Source organism: Achromobacter animicus (genome assembly GCF_040775605.1).
GTDB lineage: Bacteria > Pseudomonadota > Gammaproteobacteria > Burkholderiales > Burkholderiaceae_B > Achromobacter > Achromobacter animicus.
On sequence record NZ_JAYGJK010000001.1, the window covers coordinates 2,231,017 to 2,253,851 of the forward strand.

Genomic DNA, 22,835 nt, shown 5'->3' on the forward strand with positions numbered 1-22,835 from the left:
GAATGGGCCCGTTCGCGGTCTTCTTGGATAACGGTATGCGCGTTTGTGTGATCGGCGCCGGCGTGGTCGGTGTGACGTCGGCCTATTTCCTGGCGCGCCAGGGTCATGACGTGGTGCTGGTCGACAGCCAGCCCCGCCCGGCGGAAGTCTCCAGCTATGCCAACGGCGGCCAGCTCAGCTACAGCTATGTGGCGCCGCTTGCCGGACCCGGCGTGCTGCCCAGCGTGCCGGGATGGCTGCTGCGCCCTGACTCGCCGCTGCGATTCCGGCCCCGGCTGGACCCGCATCAATGGCGCTGGTGCCTGCAGTTCGCGCTGGCCTGCCGCGCATCGGTGGCCAAGGCGTCCACCGCGCAGATGCTGACGCTGTCCTACCTTAGCCGCGACGTCATGCATTCGCTGCTGGAACAGGAAGACCTGGCGTTCGGCCACCTGAAGAACGGCAAGCTCATTGCGTACCGCAGCCCCGATCTGCTGGAAAAGGCGCGCGCGCTGGTGGCCTACCAGGCGGCGCACGGCGCAGACCAGCAGGTGCTGGACGCCGCGCAGGCCGTGGCGCGCGAACCCGCGCTGGCCGGCATGGGCGCCAGCCTGGCGGGCGCCATCTACACCCCCAGCGAAGAAGCCGGCGACTGCCGGCAGTTCACCGAAGCGCTGTTCGACCGTCTGCAAACGATGGGTAACGTGCAGTGCGCCATGTCCAACCCCGTCTCCGGCCTGCAGCGCGAAGGCCGCCGCATCGTCGCGGTCAACACGCGCGACGGCGACATCGGCGCGGATGCCGTGGTGCTGGCCACCGGCATCGGCACGCGGGCGTTGCTCGGTCCGCTGGGCCACGACGTGCCGCTCTATCCCTTGAAGGGCTACAGCCTGACCGTGCCGCTGGCGCCAGACGACACCGTGGCGCCCCGCATCAGCGTCACCGATTACGAACGGCGCATCGTCTACGCCCGCGTGGGCGGCGTGCTGCGGATCGCGGCCATGGTGGACATCGGCAGCAACAACGCCGACATCGACCCGGCGCGCATCAGTCTGCTCAAGCAGCAGGTGCTCGAAGCTTTCCCGCAGCTCGACCTGCGTCAGGCCATCCCGTGGGCGGGTCTGCGCCCGGCCACGCCGACCGGCAAGCCGCTGATCGGCCGCAGCCCCGCGGCGGACAATCTGTGGTTGAACGTGGGTCAGGGGGCGTTGGGCTTCACCTTGTCCTGCGGCAGCGCGGCGTTGCTGACCGCGCAGATGGGGGGAATGGAGTTGCCGCTGGACCCGGCGCCGTTCAAGCCCTGAACGCTAAGCCCGAACCTGGAGCCTGGCGCCTGAGCCCTGCCTCTGTCGCCCTGCGCGCCGCAACAGGCAATGTCCATTTCGCAATAGCCGATGCCATTTCATCGGCAGACGGGCTGATGCCGGCTCAATAGGATAGCGATCATCCTTTGCACGCCGCCGCAATCGGCGGCAGCGAAGGAGCCGATCCATCCTTCGAGTTCATCGCCATGTCCTTTCTCTTTCCGTTGTTCGCCATCCTGTTCTGGGCGGGCAACGTCATCGTCTCCAAGATGGCCGCCAGCGCCATCTCGCCCACCGCCATCACCTTCTACCGCCTGCTGCTGGCGCTGTTCCTGATGGGGCTGTTCACGGCCCGTCCGGCGTGGCGCAACCGGCGGGTCATCCTGCGGCACTGGCCCAAGCTGGCGCTGTACGGCGCGCTGTCGGCGGCCGTGTTCCAGGCGCTGTCCTACCGGGCGGCAGAGACCACCACCGCCACCAACATGGCCATCCTGACGGCGCTGATCCCGCTGCTCAGCATGCTGCTCAGCGTGGTGATCCTGCGCGATCCGCTGACGCTCGGCATGGCCGCGGGCGGCGCGTTGTCGTTCCTGGGCCTTTTGTACCTGGTGGGGCAGGGCGACATGCTCAGCGTGTTCCAGCATGGCGTGCACGTGGGCGACGGCCTGATGCTGCTGGCCGCCTTGTCGTATGCGCTGTACGGCGTGCTGCTGCGCCACTGGAAAGTGCCGGTGCCCGCCTGGCAGTCCACCTTCGTGCAGTCCATCTTCGCGCTGATCTACATGTTCCCGCTCTACCTGCGCGTGCCGGCAGCGCAAGCGGCGCTGGACGTCAATACGGTGCCGCTCATTCTGTATGCCGGCATCTTCTCGTCGGTGTTGCTGTCGTATCTGTGGATCGAAGGCGTGCAGCGCTTGGGGCCCAACCGCTGCAGCATTTTCATCAACCTGCTGCCGCTCTTCACAGCGCTGGCCGCCTTCGTGATGCTGCGCGAACGCCTGCACAGCTATCACCTGCTGGGTGGCGCGGTCACCCTGGCGGGCGTGCTGCTGGCGCAGACCGTGCAGCGGCCGCTGTTCGGCGCCGGACGCGCGCTGGCGGCAGGCAAGTCCTAGCCGGCAATCACGGGTGCTCACGTCCGGCGCTGGCCTTGCGCCGGAGGGGGTAATGCCTGGCCACGCATTCACGGGCGTTCAAGACAGGCGCCCGCGGCCGCCGCATAGTGGCCGCTTTGCGCGGTGAGGCAATGAGCATTTTCCAGAAGACCACGATTGCGCTGGCCCGCAGCCCGGCGGTCGGCCACATGATGCGCGCGATGGCCGCCCGGACGTCGCTGGCGCGCCGTTTCGTCGGCGGCGCCGATGTGGACGAGGCCGTGCGGACCGCCGTGAAGCTGCGCGAGGCGCACGGCATCCGCGCCTCGCTCTTCTATCTGGGCGAATACGTGGCGGACCGCGCTGCAATCGACCATAACGTCAATCAGGCCGTCGACGCATGCCGGGCGCTGGCCGCGGCCGGCCTGGACGTGCACGTCTCCGTCGATCCCACGGCCATCGGCTACATGCGCGATGACACGCTGGGCGAGGAAAACGCGCGGCGCATCGGCACGGCGGTGCAGCGCTTTGGCGGCCAAGGCTGCGACTGGCTGGTGCTGGACATGGAAGATTCCAGCATCCGCGACCGCACCTGCACGCTGCATCGCACGCTGTTGGAAGCGGGCATCCCCGCCGGCCTCACGCTGCAGGCGCGGCGGCGCCGCACGCCGGAGGACCTGGCCTGGGCGATCCGGCAGCGCACCTCGCTGCGGCTGGTAAAGGGTGCGTTCCCCGAGCGTGAGCTTGACCACGCCGGGCGCGCGCGCATCGACCAGGCCTATCTGGACGCGGCGTCCATCATGCTGTCGCGCGAGGCGCGGGACTCTGGCTTTTACCCGGTCTTCGGCACGCACGACGACCGGCTGGCCGGCGCCATCATCGACCTGGCGCGCGAGCGCGGCTGGCCTGCCGGCAGTTTCGAATTTGAGATGCTTTACGGCGTGCGGCCGGACTGGCAGATCGCGCTGCGCCGGTTGGGCTATAACGTCAGGGTCTATCTCCCGTTTGGCGCGGACTGGTGGCCGTATGCCATCCGCCGCGTGGGGGAAAATCCTCGCAACGCGTGGCTCCTGGCCCGTTCGCTGAAAGCGGACGGGCATTACTTCGGGTAGCCGCGAATGGCTGGCAATTCATGGCGGTTTCTCAACATATCTGGCATTGCGGCGCGGGACTGCCCGGCGACGTACTGATCGCGGATCTGCGCGCGTATCGCTACGCGCCGCATTTCCACGACGCCTGGTCCATCGGCGCCATTGAACACGGCCGCTGCGATTTCACCGTGCAGGGCGTGGCCCATGCCGCCAGCGCGGGCGAGCTGGTGGTCATCGCGCCCGGGCAGGTGCATACCGGCGGCACAGCGGCGGGGGCGCTCGCCTATCGGACGGTCTACATCGATCCCCCGTGGTTCCGGGACCATGAACGGACGTTGCACGCACACGGTGCGCGGCTGGCGGGGCCGGTGATCGCGGATGCCGCGCTTTGCGCGCAATGGCTGGACGCGCTGGCGCCCGGCGAGATCGCGCCGGCTGAGCGCAGCGCACGCATTTCGGCGGCCCTGTTCGGGACGCTGGCCGCGCATGGAGAGGCGGTGGAGGGCGGTGCTGCGCCGGCCGCCGGCCTCGCCGACGTATGCGCCTTGCTGCGCGAGCGCATGGCGGCGGATCCCGCCTGCGCACCCGACCTGGACGCCTTGGCGCAAGCGCAAAACCGCCATCGTACGACGCTGGTCAAGCAGTTTGCCCGGCGCTATGGATTGCCGCCCCAGGCGTGGCTTCGCAATTGGCGGGTGGCGCGCGCACGGGTGCTGTTGCGCGGCGGCCTGCCGTTGGCCGATGCGGCGCAGGCCGTCGGGTTTGCCGACCAGGCGCACCTGACGCGGGTGTTCAAGCAGGTCTACGGCAGCCCGCCGGGCGTGCTGCTCAAGGCCGGCGCGGGCGGTTCCCACACGTTGTGACGGCGGGGCGTCTCAAGCCGGTAGTCCGAGTATTTCCGCGTGAAGAATTCCGCGCCCAGCGCCTGCGCCGCGGCAAGCGGCCGCCGGGGATCGAGCGCCACCTCGCCGCGCCGGTTGCCGGCGCCATGCACGTAGCCCACGAAATCCGAATGCGTATACCGCGCATATTCCTGCACCTGATGCACGATGCCCAGCGCCGCGCCGGGATAGGTTTCTTCCGAGGCCACCGCCAACCCCAGCCGCTTGCCGGCCATGCCGGCCTTGACGCGTTCCGGCTCTGGCCCGGATCCCGCGTAATGGCTGAATGACCGGTCGAAGAACGCCTTGGTCTGCGCGGACATGCCATACCAGTAGATGGGCGTGCAGAACAGCACGCCATCGGCGGGCAGGAAGTGTTCAAGGAAGAGTTCGGCGTAACGGTCGGCGGGCGGCTTGGTGTGGCGCAAGTCCGGCAGCAGACCCTGGATGTAGTCGTCCAGGAAATGCACCGACGCCAACGTGCCGGCCGTTTCCGCGCCCTGGCGGGCGGATGCGGCCAGCGCGGCGCTATTGCCATCGCGGCGGGGACTGCCGACCAAGATCAACAAGCGTTTGACTCGATGAGTTGAATTCATGCCTGGCTCCTGTCAAAGATAACGATCTGAAGCCGAATGGTGGCGTCATCGGGCATGAGGCGACAACTGATCATTCCTTCACTAAGATGAACCTAATTCATCCCAGGATTCGCGCCCATGTTTGCCACGCTTCCCGTCACAGCGCTGCGTACGTTCGAGGCCGCGGCGCGGTTGCGCAGTTTCAAGCTGGCCGCCGCCGAGTTGTCGGTCACGCCCACCGCGGTGTCGCATCAGGTCAAGGCCTTGGAGCGGCATGTGGGCTGCGCGCTGTTCGAGCGCGTGCCGCGCGGCGTGCGGCTGACCGACAAGGGGGCGCGTCTGTTTGCCGGCGTACATGGCGCGTTGCTGGATGTCGCGCAGACGCTGGACGCCTTGCGGCCCGCGCCCGAGTCCGGTGCGCTGACCGTGTCCACGACGCATTCCTTTGCCGCTTTGTGGCTGGTGCCGCGGCTGGGGCGCTTTCACGAGGCCTATCCGCAGTACCAGTTGCGCCTGGACACGTCGCCCGACCCCGTGGACCTGTTGCAGGACGCCAGCGTGGACGTCGCCATCCGCTACAGCCGCCGGCGCTATCCCGGCTTGCACGCGGCCGGCACGCTGCCCGAGTGGTTCGGGGTGTATGGGGCGCCCGCGCAGATCGCGCACGCCGGCCGCCGTGCGCCCGCGCTGGTGACGGTGCGCTGGCGCGATTCGGAACTGTATGACGAAGGCTGGCAGGCATGGTGCGCGGCCGCCGGCCTGCCAGCCTGGCGGCGGCCTGCGGCCGAACATGCCTACACCGAGGAACACTACGCGCTGCAGGCCGCCATCGCGGGCCAAGGCCTGGTGCTGGCCAGTTCGGTCATGGTGTCGGACAGCGTGACCGCGGGAACGCTGGTTTCCTACCGGCCGGAGATACGCGTCGCGGGGTCGGCCTACACGGCGCTGTGCGCGCCGGGGCGCGAACGCCACCCGCCGGTCAAGGCTTTCCTGTCGTGGCTGCGCAAGGAATTCCGCGCGTAGCGGCATCCCTGGCCGGACGCACGGCGGCGCGCGGCAGCAGCGGCAGGGCGGCCAGCATGCAGGATCCCGCGATCAGCCAGGCGACGGGCCACGAGCTCGCGGCGACGATATGCGCGATACCCAGCGGCGTTGCAAACAGCACCAGATAGACGCAGGTGTTGGCCATGCCGAGCGCCGTGCCCGCCCGCGAGGTGCCCGCCAGCGTGGCAAGTTCGGTGTAGGCGACGCCATGCCAGGCCGACGCGCAAATGCCGGCGGCGGCCAGCAGCACGGCCAGGGCGAATACGTGCCATCCGGTGGGGCTGGCGCCCGCCGCCCATGCCGCGCCTGCCAGCGCCGCGTACAACGCAAAGCTCAGCAGCGCGCAGCCGCGCAGGTAAGCGCGCCGGTTGCCGCGGCGATCGGTCCATCGTCCGCTCGCGATGCGCGCGGCCATGGCGCCCAGTTGAACGGCCACCATCACCGCCGTGAGCACGCCGATCCCCGCATGCAGGGCATCGTGCAGAAAGACAGCGGCAAAGGTCAGCACTGCGAATTGCGGGCCGCACATGATGCCTATGGCGAACGCCGCGCGCCAAACGCGGGTGTCGGTCATGGGGCTGCTGGTGGAAGGGCGAGCTGGCGCGGGCGCATATGAAACTTTCGGCTCGCCAGGCATAGGCGGCACAGCCGGCAAAGCGGCCACACCCCGGTCGCCAGGCTCCCGCAGCCAGCACGCCGCAAGCAACGCGGCCGTGCCGCACATCACCGCCAGCACGCTAAACACCGCCCCGAACCCGGCATTAGCTGCCAGCCAAGGCAACAGCAGTGCGCCCAGGCCGCCGCCCAGCGGCACGGCGGTCTGGCGGATGCTCATTGCCAGTCCGCGCTCGCCGTCGTCGAACCACGCCATCACGGCGCGGCCGCTGGCGCCATTGACGCTGCCGCCCAGCATGCCGACCAGCACCAGCCCCACGGCCAGCAGCCAGAGGCTGGGCACGAAGCCGCCCACCGGCGCCACCCAGCCGCTCATCCAGGCCAGCGCTGCCGCGGTCGAACCCAAACCGCCGAGCAGCACGGGACGGTCGCCCCACCGATCGGTCAGTAATCCCCAAGGCAGCTCGAAGAGCGCCACGCCCAACCCCAACAAGCCCAGCGCCAGCGCCAATTGATCGGTATCGAGCCGGTAGCCAGCCCGCATGAAGACAGCGGTGGTAGGCAGGCCGGCCGCGACGGCGGAAAACGCGGTGTTGGCGGCGACGCCCACGGCCAGCACCTTCCAGCGGTGAGGCGGGCGGACAAAGGTAGGGCGATCGGACATGGCAGGCGCCTGCAGAAACATTGACGGCGCCAGTGTGCGCGCCTAGCATGCTTCTGAAAATCAGGAAGTTTTGTACCAATGCTTTTGAAAATCGGGATTATCGAATGAGACCGAGCACGTTCGACCTGGAGGTGCTGCGCAGCTTCGTCGCGGGCGTCGACCTGGGCAGCTTCGGGCGCGCGGCCGATCGCCTGGGCCGGTCGACGTCGGCCGTCAGCGCGCAGCTGAAAAAGCTGGAAGAGCAGGCCGGCGTGCCGCTGCTGCGCAAGGACGGGCGGGGCTTGGCGCTGACCGATGCCGGCGAGACCATGCTGGCCTACGCCCGCCGGCTGCTCGACCTGAACGACCAGGCCGCGCGCGCCGTGCGCGGCACGCAATTGCACGGCCGCGTGCGTCTCGGCCTGCAAGAGGATTTTGCCGAGATGCTGCTGCCGCGCGTGCTCGGCCGCTTTGCGCGCGCCCATCCCAAGGTCCGGATCGAAGCGCGCGTCGCCCGCAACACGGACCTTCTGGAACGCGTCGCGCTGGGCCAGCTTGATTTGGCGCTGGCCTGGGACCACGATGCCCGCCAGCCGCAGGCACAGCGGCTGGCCGAGCTGCCGATGTGCTGGATCGGGCCCGCGCACCCTGCGCCGGTGCCGGATGCGGACGGCGCGCTGCCGCTGGCGGCCTTCGAGTCGCCCTGCCTGTTCCGCGGCTGCGCCACCGACGCGCTGGACCGCGCCGGCATCGCCTGGCTGGCTGCCTTCACCAGCCCGAGTCTTTCCGGCCTGTGGGCGGCAGTCTCCGCGGGTCTGGGAGTGGCCGTGCGCACGCCCCTTGGCCTGCCGTCCACCGTTCGCGTGATGAAGCCGGGCGAACACGGGTTGCCCGACTTGCCGGTCATCGCGTTGTCGCTGTACCGCGCGCAGGCGCAGCCCGATCCGGTCTGCGCCGCGCTGGACGAAATCCTGGTGCAATGCGTCAATGACAGCGTCGCCGCGTTGGCGGCCACGCGTTTTCAGGAGCGGGCCTCGCTGTGAACCAATTTCATGAAATGACGGTATTTCTGGCCGTGGCGGACGCGGGCAGTTTTTCCGGTGGAGCCCGGCGCCTGGAAATGTCCGCGCCCACCGTCACGCGCAGCGTGGCGGCGCTGGAACGTCGTCTGGGTGCCTTGCTGCTCGTGCGCACCACGCGCAGTCTGCGCCTGACCGAAGCCGGCCAGCGCTATGCCGCCGATTGCCGCCGCATCCTGGAAGACGTCGAACGCGCCGACGACGCCGCCGCCGGTGCTATGGCGGTCCCGCGCGGCGCGCTGGCGATCACCGCGCCCGCGCTGTTTGGCGAGCTGCATGTGATGCCGGCAGTGCTGGGATACTTGCGCGCGCATCGCCAGGTGTCGGTGCGGGCGCTGCTGGTGGATCGCGTCGTCAATCTGGTGGACGAGGACATCGATGTCGCCGTGCGGATCGGCGCGCTGCCCGATTCCTCGTTGACGGCGGTGCCCGTGGGACACGTGCGCCGCGTGGTGTGCGCCGCGCCCGGCTTTCTGCGCGACCATGGCGAGCCGGCCGACCCCGAGTCGCTGCATCGCTTCTGCACCATCACGGCTGCCATGGAAGGACGCGCGCCGCAGTGGCGTTTTGCGCAGGCCGGCCAGACCGTCCGCCTGAACCTGCAATCGCAGTTGACCGTGACGTCGTTCCAGGCGGCGGTGGCGGCCGCGCGCGAAGGCTGGGGCCTGACGCAGGTGATGTCCTATCAGGTGGCGCCGCACCTGGCCAGCGGCGCCTTGCAGGTGGTGCTGCGCGGCTTCGAGATGCCGCCCGTGCCCGTGCATCTGGTGTATCCGGAAGGGCGCAAAAGCTCGGCCAAGGTGCGCAGCTTTGTGGATTTCTGCGTGGATGCGCTACGCGCGGACCTTGCGGCGCTGCCCGCCTGACGGGTTTATTTCATTTACCGCAAGAGTGTCTTGCCGGCGCCGGCCGTTCCGGATTTGCGTCGCGGGTCCCAACATGGAGTCTCGAATCCACCAGGGAGATCCCCGATGCAAACCAACCCCGTCCCGGCGCAGGCTGCCGCTCCGCTGAAGTTCTACAGTTTCCCGCTGTCCGGCCACGCGCATCGCGTCGCGCTGATGCTGTCACTGCTGGATGTCGCGCACGAACGCATCGACGTCGACCTGCGACAGCGCGAACAAAAGCGGCCTGATTTCCTGGCGCTCAATGCTTTCGGCCAGGTGCCCGTCATCGACGACAACGGCGTCGTGGTGGCCGACTCGACCGCCATCCTGGTGTACCTGGCCAAGCAATACGGCGGCCGCGCCTGGCTGCCGGACGATCCGGTTGGCGCGGCCGCCGTGCAGCGCTGGCTGTCGGTGGCATCGGGGCCGCTGGCCGGCGGGCCCGCGTCGGCGCGGCTGGTGACGCTGTTCGGCGCGCCGCTCGATGTGGACGCCACGCTGGCGCGGGCCCATGCGCTGCTTGGGGTGATGGAGGGAGAACTCACGCACCGCGAGTTCCTGGCCGGCAGCGCGCCGACCATCGCCGATGTCGCCTGCTACGCCTATGTGGCGCATGCGCCCGAAGGCAACGTGTCGCTGGCCGATTACCCGCGCATCCGTGCGTGGCTCACGCGCATCGAAAACCTGCCGCGCTTCGTTCCCATGGCGTCGTCGCCCGTGGGCCTGCTGGCCGCCTGAAGACCCGCGCACACTGCAAGGACACCGTCATGAATCTGCCCGAACACACCGCACCGTCTCCCTGGCATGCGGGCGAACTGCACTTGCAGGAGCACGCCGGCGTGGCCGCGCGCATGGACATGGTGGGCCGCAAGGTCATCCGCGACCACATGCCGGATCAGCATCGCGAATTCTTCGCGCAGTTGCCGTTCGTGGTGGCCGGCGCCGTGGACCCGCAGGGCGATCCGTGGGCCGGCATTCTGGAAGGGCAGCCGGGCTTTGCCGTGTCGCCGGACCCGCATACGCTGCGCATCGCGGCCATGCCGGACGAGGACGATCCGCTGCGCGCCGGGTTGGGATTGGGCCAGCCCGTCGGCTTGCTGGGCATCGAGCTGCACACGCGCCGGCGCAACCGCATGAACGGCCGCATCGCCGCCTGGGATGGCAAGCGCTTCGACGTGGCGGTGGCGCAATCATTCGGCAATTGTCCGCAGTACATCCAGTCGCGCGACTTCTTCTTCTCGCGCTCGCCGTCGATGCGCTTTGCCGCCGCATTGCCGGAGCGCGCCGGACTGGATGACGCGGCGCGCGCGCTGATCTCGGCGTCCGACACCTTCTTTGTCGCCAGTTATGCCGGGCACGCCGTCGATGTGTCGCACCGGGGCGGCAAGCCCGGCTTCGTGCGGGTGGACGGCGACGTGCTGACCATTCCGGACTTTTCCGGCAACCGCTTTTTCAACACCCTGGGCAACCTGGTTGCGAATCCTGTTGCCGGTCTGCTGTTCATCGACTTTGAACGCGGCGACCTGCTGCAACTGACGGGGCGCGCCGAGGTGATTCTGGACAGCCCCGAAATCGCCGTGTTCGAGGGCGCCGAACGTTTGTGGCGCGTGCACGTGCGCCGCGTGGTCCGCCGGCCGGGTGCGCTGGCCCTGCGCTGGCGCTTCGATGCGTGGTCGCCCACTGCACTGGCGACCGGGCGGTGGCCGGCAGCCGCATAGTCTCAGGCGTCCGCCACCTTGCGCACGACAGTGTCGTCGGGGTGCAGCAGGCGGCCGTCCTGCGCGCGGATCTCCATCCGTTGCACCGGCTGCCCGCGTTGGCGGTCGATCAGGGTGGAATGCGCCTCATCGGGGCCGTAGTAGTGGTCCTCGCCCCACTGGCGCAGTCCGACGATCACCGGAAACAGCGCCTTGCCTTTATCCGTGAGCACGTATTCCTGGTAGGCGCTGCCGTCGGACGCCGGCGCGACGGCAAGAATGCCGTGCGCGACCAGCGTGCGCAGCCGGTCGCTCAGGATGTTCTTGGCCATGCCCAGGCTTTTCTGGAATTCGCCAAACCGGCGCAGGCCGTCAAAGGCATCCCGCACGATAAGCAGTGACCACCAGTCGCCGATGGCGTCGAGCGAGCGCGCGACCGGGCAGGCTGCGCCTTCAAGGCTGGTGCGTTTGACCATGCGGGTTCCTTGCGGTTTTTCAGAACGAAGTTGGTTGCATTATAAAACCTGGCGGTCTAGCATTCTGGTTTCGTAATAAAACCAGACTAATCATGAACCCGACCGCCCGATCCGACCCGCCCGAAGGCGATGCGACCCCCTCGATGCCGCCCGCGCTGGTTTTTCTGCTGGCAGCGGCGTGCGCGCTCAGCGTCGCCAACGTGTATTACGCGCAGCCGTTGCTCGACGCCATCGGCCGCGAATTCCGCCTGGACCAGGCGGCCGTGGGCATCGTTATCGCCGCCACCCAACTGGGCTGCGCGCTGGCGCTGTTCTTCGTGGTGCCCCTGGGCGACCTGCTGGATCGGCGGCGGTTGATGCTGGGGCAGTTGGGACTTCTGGTGCTGGCCTTGGCCGCGGTGGCGGCGTCTGCGAACGCGCCGTGGCTGCTGGCTGGAATGGTGGCGTTGGGATTGCTGGGCACGGCGATGACGCAGGGCCTGCTTGCGCTGTCCGCGGCGCTGGCGGCGCCGGCTGAACGCGGACGCGTCGTGGGGGCGGCGCAGGGCGGGGTGGTCATCGGCCTGTTGCTGGCGCGCACCTTGGCCGGCGCGCTGGCGGACTTGTGGGGCTGGCGCGCGGTGTATGTGGCGTCGGCCATTCTGTCGGCGGTGCTGGCGCTGGTGCTGGTCCGCTGGCTGCCGCGGCGGCAGCTGCCGGTGGCCGGGCTGGGCTACGGCGGCCTGCTGCGTTCCGTCTTTACGTTGCTGGTCACGGAACGCGTGCTGCGCGTGCGCGGCATGATCGCGCTGTTGATGTTCGCCGCATTCAGCGCGTTCTGGACCGCGCTGGTGCTGCCGCTGAGCGCGCCGCCGCATTCGCTGTCTCACACGGCGGTGGGGGCGTTCGGACTGGTCGGGGTGGTGGGCGTGCTGATGGCGGCGCGCGCCGGCCGTCAGGCCGACGCCGGGCATGGCCAGCGCACCACCGCGATCGGCCTGGCGCTGCTGTGCATGGCGTGGGCGCCGATCGCCTTGCTGGACCACAGCCTGTGGCTGCTGGCGCTGGGCGTGCTGGCGCTGGACCTGGCGCTGCAGGCGCTGCACGTGACCAATCAGGCGATGATCTTCAGCATCAGCGCGCAGGCGCACAGCCGGCTGGTGGCCGGCTACATGATGTTCTACGCGGTGGGCAGCGGCCTGGGGTCGATTGCCGCGACCGCCGTGTACGCCCGCGCGGGCTGGCTGGGCGTGTGTGTGCTGGGCGCGGGCATCAGCGTGGCGGCGTTGGGGTTCTGGGCGGCGACCTTGCCGCGCGGGGGGCGCGCGGTGTGTCCAGCTGACGGACAGGCGCGCATCTAGCCGCGCGCGCCCGCCGTTTTCCGATCACGCCAGCCAGCGCTTGATGCGGCCGGCCAGCGCTTCGCGGCTGATGCCGTAGCGGTCATGCAGGGTGGGCAGGGCGCCGGCATCCAGGAACGCGTCCGGCAGCCCGGCCAGCTGGAACCCGGCCGGCTGCACGCGGTGCCGCAGCAATGCGCTGGCCACCGCTTCGCCCAGTCCGCCGATCACCGAATGGTTCTCGGCCACGACCACCAGCCGGTGCTTGTAGCGCACCGCCTCGACCAGGCTGGCTTCGTCCAGCGGCTTGATGGTCGGGCTGTGCATCACCGCCACGCCGATGTTGTCGCGCGCCAGGTCCTCGGCGGCTTCCAGCGCGCGCATCGTCATGATGCCGCTGGCAATGATGAGCACGTCGCTGCCTTCGCGCAGCATCTTTGCCTTGCCCAGCTCGAACCGGTAACCCTCGATCTCGTCGAGCACCAGCGGCACCTGGCCGCGCAGCAGGCGCATGTACACCGGGCCCTGGTGCTCGGCGATCTGCGGCACGGCCTGTTCGATGTCCAGCGCGTCGCACGGATCGACGATGGTCAGGCCGGGAATGCCGCGCATCATCGCCAGGTCCTCGGTGGCTTGGTGGCTGGGGCCGTAGCCGGTCGTCAGCCCGGGCAGCGCGCAGCAGATCTTGACGTTGAGGTTTTCCTCGGCGATGACCTGATGGATGAAATCGTAGGCGCGCCGCGTGCCGAACACGGCGTAGGTCGTGGCGAACGGCACCAGGCCTTCCTTGGCCATGCCGCCCGCCGCGCCCATCAGCAGCTGCTCGGCCATGCCCATCTGGTAGAAGCGCTCGGGATACGCCTGCGCGAACAGGTGCAGGTCGGTGTATTTGGCCAGGTCGGCCGTCAGGCCCACGACGTCCGGACGCGATTCCGCGTACGCGACCAGCGCCTTGCCGAAGGGCGCCGCGCGGACGCGCTGCCCCTCCGAGGCAATCGACGCGATCATCGCGGACGTGGTGAGGCGGGGCTTTTGCTGGGTGCTGGCGCTGCTCATGACCAGGCTCCTTCGGTCGTGGGGGTGGGGCGGTTCTGGTCCAGGATGTCGAGCGCCTGTTGCCATTCCGGCGGGTCGACGCGGATGAAGTGGTTTTTCTCGCGTTGCTCAAGAAACGGGATGCCCTTGCCCATCCGGGTATCAAACAGGATGACGCGCGGCTTGGCGTCGGTCAGCGCGCGCGCGGTATCGAATGCCCGGACGACGGCGGGCAGGTCGTTGCCGTCCACGCGCTGCACGTGCCAGCCAAAGGCTGCCCACTTGTCAGCCAGCGGCTCGAATCCCATCACCTTGCCCGACGGGCCGTCCGCCTGCTGGTTGTTGATGTCGACCAGGCAGATGAGGTTGTCCAGTTCGTGGTGTGCGGCGCCCATCGCCGCTTCCCAGGTCGAACCCTCGTCGAGCTCGCCGTCCGACATGGAGTTGTAGACGAAGGCCGGATTGCGCTTGTGCTTGAGCCCCAGCGCGATGCCGACGCCGATGGACAGGCCCTGGCCCAGCGATCCGCCCGAGATCTCCATGCCCGGCGTGTACGTCGCCATGCCGGACATGGGCAGGCGGCTGTCGTCGCTGCCATAGGTGTCGAGTTCGCTCTCCGGGATGACGCCGGCCTCGATCAGCGCCGCGTAGTGGGCAATGGCGTAGTGGCCATGCGACAGGAGAAAGCGGTCGCGGCCTTCCCATTGCGCGTCGCCCGGCTGTACGTTCATGGCGTGGCGGTAGGCGACTGCCAGCACGTCGGCCCAGCCGAGCGCCTGGCCGATGTAGCCCTGGCCCTGGACTTCGCCCATGCGGACCGCGTAGCGGCGGATGCGCCAGGCGGCGGACGCCAGGTCACTCAAAGATTTGGACTGCTCCATTCGAAGCTCCCTATTCATGGTGTGGGGTTCATTTCAGGATGCTGGCGGGCACGTAGGACACCAGTCCCAGCACCGCAAAGGCGACCAGATAGAAGGGCGCCAGCTCGCGCACGGTCTGGCCTACCTTCACTTTGGCCAATGCACTGGTGATGAAAAGCGTGGTGCCGACGGGTGGCGTGTACAGGCCGATGGCCAGGTTCACGACCATCATCACGCCCAGCTGCGTCATGTCCATGCCGATGCTCTGCGCCAGCGGCACGAACACCGGCGCCAGCAGCAGCACGGCGGCGGGCAGGTCGATGAACATGCCCAGAAACAGCATCATCAGGTTCATCAGCAGGATGACCAGCCATTTGGCGTGGACGTTTTCCTGGACCCAATGCGCGATGCCCTGCGGCGTCTGGTCGAAGGTCAGCAGCCAGCCGATGGCCGACGACGCCATGATCACCAGCAGGACCACGCCGGTCGCCAGCCCCGCGTGGACGATGGCGGCATTGAGCCGCGACCACGACAGATCGCGGTACATCACGGCCGACACCAGGCCCGCGTAGAACGTGGACAGGACCGCGACCTCGGTCGGGGTGGCAATGCCGAACCGCAGGAACACGATGATCAGCAGCGGCAGAACGACGGCGGGCAAGGCATACAACAGGTGCCGGCGGAACGCCGCGCCGTTGAACGGCGACGTGTCGCGGGGAAAGTTGCGGCGGCGGCCCACCCACCAGCAGGCCAGCATGAAGCCGCCGCACAGCAGCAGGCCGGGCAGAATCCCCGCGACGAACAGCGACGCGATCGACGCATTGGCGGCAAGGGCAAACAGGATCAACGGGATCGACGGCGGAATCAGGATGTCGATGGTGGCGGCGGCGGCCAGCGTGGCGGCCGAGAAGGCGGCCGGGTAGCCCAGCCGCTTGTGCCACGGAATCATCAGCGAGCCGATGGCCGACGCATCCGCCACCGCCGAGCCCGACACGCCGCCGAACAGCGTGGACGACAGCACGCCGACCTGCGCGGGTCCGCCGTGATAGCGGCCGATCAGCGCGGACAGCACGCCCACCAGCGCTTCGCCGAGCTTGCCGCCCATCATCAGCGACCCGGTCAGCATGAAGAACGGAATGGCGATCAGGGGAAAACTCTGCACCTGCGAGACCATCTGCTGGACCACCACATCCAGCGGCACGCGGTCCGTGCTGGCGACGGCCGCCATGGCGGCGACGAGCAAGGCGTGGGCGATGGGCATGGCCGCGACGGCGGCGCCCATGAAAACGATCAGAATCAATGCACTCATGGCTGTTCTCCCGTCACCAGTGCACGGCGGGCGCCTGCGGCTCGCCGTCGGGCTGCGCCGCGGCGTCGCGGCAATGCCAGCTCTGCCACGCCGACTGCCCCGCCAGCACGGCGAGCAGCAGCATCCCGCCCATCACGCACCCGTAGGTGAGCGAGCCGGGCATTTGCAGGATGGGGGATTTTTCGTCGTGGACGATCTCGATCATGTTGAACGTCGCCCAGGACAGCGTGGCGTACAGGACGGCGACCACGCTCCAGGCCACGGCCGCGACCACGCGGCGGGCATGAGCCGGCAAGGCGTCCATCAGGAACGTGGTGGCGATATGCGCGTTGTGCAGCGCGGCCAGCACGACCCCTGACATGACGAGCCAGGGAAAAAGCAGTTCGGGGATCTCGTTGGCCCATTCCAGGCTTGAACCGGTTGCGTATCGCAGCGCGGTGTTGACGACGAGGATCACGAAGATCACCGTGGTGGACAGCCACAGGATCACGCGGCATATGCCGTCGATGACCCTGCCGACCAGTCCGTGTCGATCGGTATTCATGTTGTCTCCTGCCTTGTGGCCGGTCCGCCGCCGTGCCGTCGCGAGGGACGGCACGGGGCGGCCGAAAGGACATATCAGTTGCCGCGCGCCGCGGCCAGAACCTTCTTCACGTACGGGCCGATGGGACCGGCCAGCCATTTTTCGTCGACCGGCGCGGTGGCCTTGGCGAAGGCGGCGGTGTCCGGCGTCGTGACCTGCACGCCCTTGGCTTTCAGATCGGCCAGCAGCCGCGTATCGGCGTCCCGGCTCAGCTTGCGCTGAAATGCCGACGCTTCGTCGGCGGCTTCACGCACGGCCTTGCGGTCGGCGTCGCTCAGCCGGTCCCAGGTGCGCTTGCTCATCAGGAACGGCGTCATCTGGAACTGGTGATTGGTCATCGCCAGGTGCTTCTGCACTTCGTACAGCTTGCTGGCCTCGAAGTTCACCAGCGGATTCTCCTGGCCGTCCACCACGCCCTGCTGCAACGCCACATACAATTCCGCGAACTTGATCTGCTGCGCCTGCGCGCCCAGGGCGTTCATGATGTCGACCAGCGTCGCGTCGGGCGGCACCCGCATCTTCAGGCCCTTCATGTCCTCGACCTTGTTGATGGGATGCTTGCTGTTGGTCATCTGGCGGATGCCGTTGTCCCAGGTGCCTAGCAGGATCAGGTTCTTGGCGGCCGATTTGTCGGCCAGCTCCTTGCCTAGCGGCCCGTCCAGCAGCTTGAATGCCGCGCTGGCGTCCGGGAACAGGAATGGCATGCCGAAGGCGGCGTACTCCGGCACGGCGGCGGCGACGGCGCCCTGGGAATTGGCGCTCATGTCCAGGGCGCCCGTGCGCAGCGCAGTGACCATGGCGGCGTCGTCGCCCAACTGCGCGGACGGCGCGACCTGGACTTCGATGCGCCCGCCTGTCTTTGCCTTCAGCACCTCGGCAAACTTCACCGAGGCGTCGTGGCGGGGATTGCCGACGGCTGCGCCGTGGCCCAGCGTCAGCTTGAGGTTTTGCGCCTGCGCCGCCAGCGGCAGCAGGGTGGCGGCGGCCAGGACCAGGCTCGCCTGAAGCATTTTTCTGCTTTTCATGATGTCTCCTCCAATTTTTGTGGGGTACTGCGGATCAGTGAATCAACATGCCTCCGTTGACGTCCAGCGTGATGCCCGTGCAGTACGCCGAGAGGTCGCTCGCCAGGAATACGCACGCGCCCGCCACGTCGTCCGCCCGGCCCAGGCGTGCCAGCGGGATGGTGCCTTCGATGTCGGCCTTGCGCTCGGCGGACAGCTTGCCTTGCGTGATGTCGGTTTCGATCAGCCCGGGTGTGATGCAGTTGATCCGGATGCCGTCGCCGCCGAACTCGCGCGCCATGGCCCGCGCCAGGCCCAGCACGCCTGCCTTCGCGGCGGAGTAGTGCGGTCCGCCAAAGATGCCGCCGCCGCGTTGGGCCGATACCGACGAGATGCAGACGATGGACCCCGAACGTTGCGCCTGCATGGCGGGCAGGACGGCCTGCGACAGGTAGAGCGTGCCGCGCAGGCTCACGTCCAGGATGCGGTCGTAGTCCGCGCCGGTGATTTCCAGCGTCTTGACCGGCTGCGTAATGCCGGCGTTGTTCACCAGGATGTCGATCCTGCCGAACGTCTTGACGGCCTGTTCGATGGCCGCGATGCAGGCCGTCTTGTCGGTCACGTCCGCCACCAGCCCCAGATGGCCGTCGCCCAGCCGGGCGGCGGCGCGGGCGGGCTCGGCGCGTTCCAGGTCCAGGATCACCACGCGCGCGCCGTGCGCAGCCATCTGGCGGGCGGTGGCAAATCCCAGTCCGTTGATTCCTGCGCCGCCGGAAATCACGGCCACCTTGTCCTTGAGCAACATCTGTCTTCCTCCTGTCCTTGTTATGGAATCGATGCGGACCATTCTGGAGGCCGTCTAGCATTAAGACAAACGATGTGTCATCAGTCTAAGATGACGAATCTTCATCTGAAGTCAGGGACAACCCCATGCCTGCGCTGCCGCCCATCGTCAACCTGCTGGCGTTCGAAGCCGTGGCGCGCCGCCGCAGCTTTGCCATCGCCGCTACCGAATTGCACCTGACTGCTTCGGCGGTCAGCCACCAGATTTCGCGGCTGGAATCGGACCTGGGCGTGCGCCTGTTCGAGCGCAGTGCACACGGGGTGCGGCTGAGCAGCGCGGGCGAACAATATCTGGTGCGAATCGGCGGGGCGCTTGCGGCGATCTCATCGGCCACCGAAGACCTGCGCCAGGGCGTCAGCAACAGCCTGTATGTGCACTCCGCGCCCAGCATCGCCAGCTTGTGGCTGATGCCGCGGCTGCGGCGGTTTGCCGAGGCGCATCCGCACGTGGCGCTGAACCTGTCGGCCGCGCATTCGCACAGCGATTTCGCGCTGGGGCAGTCGGATATCGACATCCGCTACGGCGTGCCGCATTGGGATGATGTGGTGGTGGAGCCGCTGTTCGAAGAACGGATACTGCCGCTGGCCAGCGCGGCGTTCATTCGCGAACACGGCATCAAGCGCATCGACCAGTTGCTGGACGTGCCGCTGATCCAGAGCAACGTCAGCGTCATTCAGTGGTCCGACTGGTTCGGCCGCTATTCGGAGCGGCGTGCGCCGGATCACTTCACGATCCGCTTCGACCGCGCGCAGATGTCGCTGGACGCGGCGGCGCAGGGATTGGGCGTGGCGCTGGAAAGCGCCACCATTGCCGGCATGCATCTGGCGCAGGGCAGCTTGCAGCCGGTATTCGGAATGGCCAAGGCCATTGCGGTGAAGGCACACTTTGCCGTCTACCCCGCGCGGCACGCCAAGCGTCCGTCCGTGGAGGCTTTTCTTGCCTGGATCCACGCCGAGGCGGCCGCGACGACGATCACCCGCTGAGCCCGGCCCGCGCGAGCAGGCCGGGGCAATGCGTCACGGCTGCACGTCGTACTCGGCCGTGCCCAGCACGACCGCCGCCAGGCCCGGCGCCTGCGTCAGCTTGTGCAGCGCAAAGGCTTGCGCGGTGGCGATCTTGGCGTTGTGGAAGTCCGGGCCTTCAGCCTGCAGGTCCAGGCTGGCAAGCAGGGCGCGGGCCATCTGCCAGCCGGCGAACGTCGTGCCCGCCAGCAGCAGGTAGGGCACCGCGGCGCCAAAGACCGCATTGGGATTGCCGGCCGCGTTGGCAAGAATGAACTCGACCGCACTGGCCAGCGCTTCGCGGGCCTCGCGCAGCGGCTTGAGCATGCGGCCGGCGGCCGGCTCGGTGCGGGCCTGAAGGTCGGCTTCGGTCTGGCGCACCGCGTCCAGCAGCGCGCGCGCCACGGCGCCGCCGTCGCGCAGCGTCTTGCGCCCGACCAGGTCGTTGGCCTGGATGGCGGTCGTGCCTTCGTAGATGGTCAGGATGCGGGCGTCGCGGTAGAACTGCGCGGCGCCGGTCTCTTCGATGAAGCCCATGCCGCCATGGACCTGCACGCCCAGGCTCGCGACATCGATCGACATCTCGGTGCACCAGCCCTTGACGATCGGCACCAGGTATTCCTGGATCGCCAGGTGGCGCTTGCGCGTGTCGGCGTCGGGGCTGGCGTGGGCCAGGTCGGCATGGCCGGCCGTCACGTAGGCCAGCGCGCGGCCCGCTTCGGTCAGGGCGCGCATCGTGCCCAGCATGCGGCGCACGTCCGGATGCTGGATGATGGGCACGGCGTCGCGCGACGAGCCGTCCACCGGGCGGCTCTGCACGCGCTCGGCGGCATAGGCCAGCGCGTGCTGGTAGGCGCGGTCGGCGATGGCGATGCCCTGAACGCCCACCGCGTAGCGGGCAGCGTTCATCATGATGAACATGGCGTCCAGGCCACGGTTTTCCTGGCCGACCAGGTAACCCAGCGCGCCGCCGGCGTCGCCGAACTGCAGCGTGCAGGTGGGGCTGGCCTTGATGCCCAGCTTGTGCTCGATGGACACGCAGGTCACATCGTTGCGCGCGCCCAGCGAGCCGTCTTCATTGACCAGGAACTTGGGCACCAAAAAGAGCGAAATGCCCTTCACGCCCTCGGGCGCATCGGGCAGGCGGGCCAGCACCAGATGCAGGATGTTCTCGGCAAGGTCGTGCTCGCCATAGGTGATGAAGATCTTGGTGCCGGACAGGCGGTAGGTGCCGTCGCCCACCGGTTGGGCGCGCGTGCGGACCATGGCAAGGTCCGAGCCGGCCTGCGGCTCGGTCAGGTTCATGGTGCCGGTCCATCGGCCGGAGATCATGGGGCCGATGAAGCGCTCGCGCAGTTCGGGCGAGCCAGCCGTCATCAGGGCTTCGATGGCGCCGTTGGTCAGCAGCGGGCACAGCGCGAACGACAGGTTCGCGGCGTTCAGCATTTCAGAGCACGGCGAGCCGATCAGGCCGGGCAGCCCCTGGCCGCCGTATTCGGCGGGGTGGGACAGGCCCTGCCAACCGGCGTCTGCATATTGGCGGAAGGCCTGCTTGAAGCCGGGGGCGGTGGTCACCGCGCCGTCCTGCCAGGTGCTGGGCGCCTTGTCCGCCGGGTGGTTCAACGGCGCCAGGACTTCGGCGGCGAAGTGGGCGGATTCTTCCAGCACGGCTTGCGCGGTGTCGGGCGTGGCCTCCTCGAAACCGGGCAGGGCGGCCACCTGCTGCAGACCGGCCAGATGGTTCAACACGAACAGCATGTCTTTCACGGGGGCTTGGTACGTCATGGCGTAGGCGCTCCTGGTTTTATGGGTTAAGCGGATCAGGCCGGCTTGCCGGGGTCGGCCACGTCGATCGCGGACGTGGCGCCGACCGCGGCGCGCAGCTCGAATTTCTGGATCTTGCCGGTGGAGGTCTTGGGCAGGTCACCGAAGCGTACCGCGCGCGGCACCTTGAAGCCGGACAACAGCAGCTTGCAGTGCGCGATGATCTCTTCGGCGGTGGCGGTGCAGCCGGGCTTGAGCTCGACGAAGGCGCAGGGCGTCTCGCCCCATTTGGGATCGGGCATGGCCACCACGGCTACCGCCGCCACGGCGGGATGCCGGTACAGCGCGTCCTCGACTTCGATGCTGGAGATGTTCTCGCCGCCCGAGATGATGATGTCCTTGCTCCGGTCTTTGATGCGGACATAGCCGTCGGCCGTCATCACGCCCAGGTCGCCGGTGTGAAACCAGCCCCCGGCAAAGGCGTCCTCGGTCGCGCGCGCGTTCTTCAAGTATCCCTTCATGCAGATGTTGCCGCGGAACATGACCTCGCCGATGGTTTCCTCATCGCGCGGCACTTCGGCCATCGTTTCCGGGTTGCGCACCGACACGCCGGCCTGCAGGTGATAGCGCACGCCCTGGCGCGCGGTCAGCAGCGCGCGGCGCTCGGGGTCCAGCGCGTCCCAGGCGTCCTGGTGCGCGCAGACGGCGGCCGGTCCGTAGACTTCGGTCAGGCCATACACGTGGGTCAGCTCAAAGCCGATCTCCCGCATCTTGTCGATGACGGCTGGCGCGGGCGCGGCGCCCGCCACCATGGTGCGCACTGTGTGCGTGATGCCCGCGCGCAGCTCGGCCGGCGCGTTGGCCAGCGCGCTCTGCACGATGGGCGCGCCGCAGTAGTGGGTGACGCCTTCGTCGCGGATCAGGTCGAACACCGTCTTGGGATCGAACTTGCGCAGGCACACGTTCACGCCCGCACGCGCCGCGATGGTCCAGGCGAAGCACCAGCCGTTGCAATGAAAGAGCGGCAGCGTCCACAGGTAGACGGGATGCTTGGGCATGTCCCATTCGAGGATGTTGCTGACCGCGTTCAGGTAGGCGCCGCGGTAGTGATAGACCACGCCCTTCGGGTCGCCCGTGGTGCCGGACGTGTAGTTCAGCGCGATGGCGTCCCATTCGTCCGCGGGCGGCTTCCAGTCGAAGGTGGCGGGCGCGGCGGCCAGGAAATCTTCGTAGTCGGCGGCGCCCGGCAACGTGGCGGCGGCGCCTTCCAGGTCGTGCACCGAGATGATTTTCAGGTGCGGGAATTCGGCGCGGGCGCGCTGCGCGACGTCGGCGTATTCGGTGTCGATGATGAGCGCGCGGGCCTCGCCGTGGCCCAGCATGAACAACACGCTGGGCGCGTCCAGCCGCGTGTTCAACGTGTTCAGCACGGCGCCCAGCATGGGCACGCCGAAGTGCGCTTCCACCATGGCGGGGATGTTCGGCAGCATGACGGCAACCGTGTCACCGCGCTGGATGCCCGCCTGCGCCAGCGCGCCGGCCAGGCGCTGGGCGCGTTCATACGTTTGCGCCCAGGTGCGGCGGATCTTGCCGTGGACGACGGCCAGCTTCTGGCCATAGACCTGCGCCGCGCGGGCGATGAAATCCACCGGGGTTAGGGCTTCGTGATTGGCTTCGCGGCGCGCGAGGCCGTGATCGAACATGCCGGTCATGCTTGTCTCCAATGGGGCAGGGTGGCCCCTTATCCAGGT

Annotated in this window: 22 protein-coding genes; 11 read left to right on the plus strand and 11 right to left on the minus strand. The window is 68.2% G+C overall.

What is annotated here, in order from left to right; all coding sequences use genetic code 11:
• The first annotated feature begins 35 nt into the window (after nt 1-35).
• From AB3147_RS10045 to AB3147_RS10060, 4 genes are all read left to right on the plus strand, one after another.
• Nucleotides 36-1,283, plus strand: a complete 1,248-nt coding sequence (locus AB3147_RS10045; protein ID WP_367351842.1) for a D-amino acid dehydrogenase — start codon at nt 36-38, stop codon at nt 1,281-1,283.
• Between the two features lie 206 nt (nt 1,284-1,489).
• The gene (locus AB3147_RS10050; RefSeq protein WP_367351843.1) at nt 1,490-2,398 is read left to right on the plus strand and encodes a DMT family transporter; all 909 of its coding nucleotides are present in this window, start codon (nt 1,490-1,492) and stop codon (nt 2,396-2,398) included.
• A gap of 131 nt (nt 2,399-2,529) precedes the next feature.
• On the plus strand, nt 2,530-3,489 hold the full coding sequence (locus AB3147_RS10055; RefSeq protein ID WP_367351844.1) for a proline dehydrogenase family protein: 960 nt from the start codon (nt 2,530-2,532) through the stop codon (nt 3,487-3,489).
• A gap of 20 nt (nt 3,490-3,509) precedes the next feature.
• On the plus strand, nt 3,510-4,331 hold the full coding sequence (locus AB3147_RS10060; protein WP_367351845.1) for a helix-turn-helix transcriptional regulator: 822 nt from the start codon (nt 3,510-3,512) through the stop codon (nt 4,329-4,331).
• Here the strand turns inward: AB3147_RS10060 and AB3147_RS10065 are convergent.
• Nucleotides 4,271-4,945, minus strand: a complete 675-nt coding sequence (locus AB3147_RS10065) for a flavodoxin family protein (RefSeq protein WP_367351846.1) — start codon at nt 4,943-4,945, stop codon at nt 4,271-4,273. The genes AB3147_RS10060 and AB3147_RS10065 overlap by 61 nt on opposite strands.
• 117 nt (nt 4,946-5,062) lie before the next feature.
• On the opposite strand from AB3147_RS10065, the gene AB3147_RS10070 reads away from it, so the two are divergent.
• Nucleotides 5,063-5,947: a LysR substrate-binding domain-containing protein gene (locus tag AB3147_RS10070; RefSeq protein ID WP_367351847.1), complete on the plus strand. Its 885-nt coding sequence runs from the start codon at nt 5,063-5,065 to the stop codon at nt 5,945-5,947.
• Here AB3147_RS10070 and AB3147_RS10075 read toward each other — a convergent pair.
• Complete coding sequence (locus tag AB3147_RS10075; RefSeq protein WP_367351848.1) at nt 5,904-7,247, minus strand: MFS transporter; 1,344 nt, start codon at nt 7,245-7,247, stop codon at nt 5,904-5,906. The genes AB3147_RS10070 and AB3147_RS10075 overlap by 44 nt on opposite strands.
• A 104-nt stretch (nt 7,248-7,351) precedes the next feature.
• Here AB3147_RS10075 and AB3147_RS10080 point away from each other — a divergent pair, with 104 nt between their 5' ends.
• The 4 genes from AB3147_RS10080 (at nt 7,352) to AB3147_RS10095 (ending at nt 10,910) form a co-directional block, all read left to right on the plus strand.
• Nucleotides 7,352-8,269, plus strand: a complete 918-nt coding sequence (locus AB3147_RS10080; protein WP_367351849.1) for a LysR substrate-binding domain-containing protein — start codon at nt 7,352-7,354, stop codon at nt 8,267-8,269.
• On the plus strand, nt 8,266-9,171 hold the full coding sequence (locus tag AB3147_RS10085; RefSeq protein ID WP_239213880.1) for a LysR family transcriptional regulator: 906 nt from the start codon (nt 8,266-8,268) through the stop codon (nt 9,169-9,171). Before AB3147_RS10080 ends, AB3147_RS10085 begins: the two co-directional genes overlap by 4 nt.
• 105 nt (nt 9,172-9,276) lie before the next feature.
• The gene (locus tag AB3147_RS10090; protein WP_218343398.1) at nt 9,277-9,930 is read left to right on the plus strand and encodes a glutathione S-transferase family protein; all 654 of its coding nucleotides are present in this window, start codon (nt 9,277-9,279) and stop codon (nt 9,928-9,930) included.
• 29 nt (nt 9,931-9,959) lie between these two features.
• Nucleotides 9,960-10,910 (plus strand): pyridoxamine 5'-phosphate oxidase family protein, encoded by a 951-nt coding sequence (locus AB3147_RS10095; protein ID WP_367351850.1) that lies wholly within the window; start codon nt 9,960-9,962, stop codon nt 10,908-10,910.
• 2 nt (nt 10,911-10,912) lie between these two features.
• Here AB3147_RS10095 and AB3147_RS10100 read toward each other — a convergent pair whose 3' ends face one another.
• Nucleotides 10,913-11,365 (minus strand): winged helix-turn-helix transcriptional regulator, encoded by a 453-nt coding sequence (locus tag AB3147_RS10100; RefSeq protein WP_218343399.1) that lies wholly within the window; start codon nt 11,363-11,365, stop codon nt 10,913-10,915.
• Between the two features lie 92 nt (nt 11,366-11,457).
• Here AB3147_RS10100 and AB3147_RS10105 point away from each other — a divergent pair, with 92 nt between their 5' ends.
• Complete coding sequence (locus AB3147_RS10105; RefSeq protein ID WP_367351851.1) at nt 11,458-12,705, plus strand: MFS transporter; 1,248 nt, start codon at nt 11,458-11,460, stop codon at nt 12,703-12,705.
• A 24-nt stretch (nt 12,706-12,729) separates the two neighbouring features.
• Here the strand turns inward: AB3147_RS10105 and AB3147_RS10110 are convergent, their stop codons facing one another.
• The 6 genes from AB3147_RS10110 to AB3147_RS10135 all read right to left on the minus strand — a co-directional run bounded on the left by AB3147_RS10110 (nt 12,730) and on the right by AB3147_RS10135 (nt 18,280).
• A complete protein-coding gene (locus AB3147_RS10110; protein ID WP_175124075.1) occupies nt 12,730-13,740 on the minus strand; it encodes a transketolase family protein in 1,011 nt (336 codons plus the stop codon).
• Nucleotides 13,737-14,600, minus strand: a complete 864-nt coding sequence (locus AB3147_RS10115) for a transketolase (protein ID WP_367351852.1) — start codon at nt 14,598-14,600, stop codon at nt 13,737-13,739. The genes AB3147_RS10110 and AB3147_RS10115 overlap by 4 nt, the downstream gene beginning before the upstream one ends.
• A gap of 28 nt (nt 14,601-14,628) precedes the next feature.
• On the minus strand, nt 14,629-15,888 hold the full coding sequence (locus AB3147_RS10120) for a TRAP transporter large permease (protein WP_218343401.1): 1,260 nt from the start codon (nt 15,886-15,888) through the stop codon (nt 14,629-14,631).
• A gap of 13 nt (nt 15,889-15,901) precedes the next feature.
• The gene (locus AB3147_RS10125) at nt 15,902-16,432 is read right to left on the minus strand and encodes a TRAP transporter small permease (protein ID WP_175124078.1); all 531 of its coding nucleotides are present in this window, start codon (nt 16,430-16,432) and stop codon (nt 15,902-15,904) included.
• A gap of 74 nt (nt 16,433-16,506) precedes the next feature.
• A complete protein-coding gene (locus tag AB3147_RS10130) occupies nt 16,507-17,496 on the minus strand; it encodes a TRAP transporter substrate-binding protein (RefSeq protein ID WP_367351853.1) in 990 nt (329 codons plus the stop codon).
• Nucleotides 17,497-17,530: 34 nt separating this feature from the next.
• Nucleotides 17,531-18,280, minus strand: a complete 750-nt coding sequence (locus tag AB3147_RS10135; RefSeq protein ID WP_218343403.1) for an SDR family NAD(P)-dependent oxidoreductase — start codon at nt 18,278-18,280, stop codon at nt 17,531-17,533.
• 125 nt (nt 18,281-18,405) lie between these two features.
• On the opposite strand from AB3147_RS10135, the gene AB3147_RS10140 reads away from it, so the two are divergent.
• A complete protein-coding gene (locus AB3147_RS10140) occupies nt 18,406-19,302 on the plus strand; it encodes a LysR substrate-binding domain-containing protein (protein WP_218343404.1) in 897 nt (298 codons plus the stop codon).
• A gap of 33 nt (nt 19,303-19,335) precedes the next feature.
• On the opposite strand, the gene AB3147_RS10145 is transcribed toward AB3147_RS10140, so the two are convergent.
• Both AB3147_RS10145 and AB3147_RS10150 read right to left on the minus strand, forming a co-directional pair.
• On the minus strand, nt 19,336-21,105 hold the full coding sequence (locus tag AB3147_RS10145; protein ID WP_367351854.1) for an acyl-CoA dehydrogenase: 1,770 nt from the start codon (nt 21,103-21,105) through the stop codon (nt 19,336-19,338).
• Nucleotides 21,106-21,140: 35 nt separating this feature from the next.
• On the minus strand, nt 21,141-22,796 hold the full coding sequence (locus AB3147_RS10150) for an acyl-CoA synthetase (RefSeq protein ID WP_175138493.1): 1,656 nt from the start codon (nt 22,794-22,796) through the stop codon (nt 21,141-21,143).
• Nucleotides 22,797-22,835: the final 39 nt, after the last annotated feature.

Excerpts from the sequence above, each read along its gene's own strand:
- AB3147_RS10070 (WP_367351847.1), top strand. The coding sequence starts at position 5,063 with ATGTTTGCCACGCTTCCCGTCACAGCGCTGCGTACGTTCGAGGCCGCG.
- AB3147_RS10110 (WP_175124075.1), bottom strand. The coding sequence starts at position 13,740 with ATGAGCAGCGCCAGCACCCAGCAAAAGCCCCGCCTCACCACGTCCGCG.
- AB3147_RS10065 (WP_367351846.1), bottom strand. The coding sequence starts at position 4,945 with ATGAATTCAACTCATCGAGTCAAACGCTTGTTGATCTTGGTCGGCAGT.
- AB3147_RS10105 (WP_367351851.1), top strand. The coding sequence starts at position 11,458 with ATGAACCCGACCGCCCGATCCGACCCGCCCGAAGGCGATGCGACCCCC.
- AB3147_RS10130 (WP_367351853.1), bottom strand. The coding sequence starts at position 17,496 with ATGAAAAGCAGAAAAATGCTTCAGGCGAGCCTGGTCCTGGCCGCCGCC.
- AB3147_RS10050 (WP_367351843.1), top strand. The coding sequence starts at position 1,490 with ATGTCCTTTCTCTTTCCGTTGTTCGCCATCCTGTTCTGGGCGGGCAAC.
- AB3147_RS10115 (WP_367351852.1), bottom strand. The coding sequence starts at position 14,600 with ATGGAGCAGTCCAAATCTTTGAGTGACCTGGCGTCCGCCGCCTGGCGC.
- AB3147_RS10060 (WP_367351845.1), top strand. The coding sequence starts at position 3,510 with ATGGCGGTTTCTCAACATATCTGGCATTGCGGCGCGGGACTGCCCGGC.
- AB3147_RS10090 (WP_218343398.1), top strand. The coding sequence starts at position 9,277 with ATGCAAACCAACCCCGTCCCGGCGCAGGCTGCCGCTCCGCTGAAGTTC.
- AB3147_RS10125 (WP_175124078.1), bottom strand. The coding sequence starts at position 16,432 with ATGAATACCGATCGACACGGACTGGTCGGCAGGGTCATCGACGGCATA.
- AB3147_RS10075 (WP_367351848.1), bottom strand. The coding sequence starts at position 7,247 with ATGTCCGATCGCCCTACCTTTGTCCGCCCGCCTCACCGCTGGAAGGTG.
- AB3147_RS10080 (WP_367351849.1), top strand. The coding sequence starts at position 7,352 with ATGAGACCGAGCACGTTCGACCTGGAGGTGCTGCGCAGCTTCGTCGCG.
- AB3147_RS10120 (WP_218343401.1), bottom strand. The coding sequence starts at position 15,888 with ATGAGTGCATTGATTCTGATCGTTTTCATGGGCGCCGCCGTCGCGGCC.
- AB3147_RS10095 (WP_367351850.1), top strand. The coding sequence starts at position 9,960 with ATGAATCTGCCCGAACACACCGCACCGTCTCCCTGGCATGCGGGCGAA.
- AB3147_RS10135 (WP_218343403.1), bottom strand. The coding sequence starts at position 18,280 with ATGTTGCTCAAGGACAAGGTGGCCGTGATTTCCGGCGGCGCAGGAATC.
- AB3147_RS10145 (WP_367351854.1), bottom strand. The coding sequence starts at position 21,105 with ATGACGTACCAAGCCCCCGTGAAAGACATGCTGTTCGTGTTGAACCAT.
- AB3147_RS10055 (WP_367351844.1), top strand. The coding sequence starts at position 2,530 with ATGAGCATTTTCCAGAAGACCACGATTGCGCTGGCCCGCAGCCCGGCG.
- AB3147_RS10045 (WP_367351842.1), top strand. The coding sequence starts at position 36 with ATGCGCGTTTGTGTGATCGGCGCCGGCGTGGTCGGTGTGACGTCGGCC.
- AB3147_RS10140 (WP_218343404.1), top strand. The coding sequence starts at position 18,406 with ATGCCTGCGCTGCCGCCCATCGTCAACCTGCTGGCGTTCGAAGCCGTG.
- AB3147_RS10100 (WP_218343399.1), bottom strand. The coding sequence starts at position 11,365 with ATGGTCAAACGCACCAGCCTTGAAGGCGCAGCCTGCCCGGTCGCGCGC.
- AB3147_RS10150 (WP_175138493.1), bottom strand. The coding sequence starts at position 22,796 with ATGACCGGCATGTTCGATCACGGCCTCGCGCGCCGCGAAGCCAATCAC.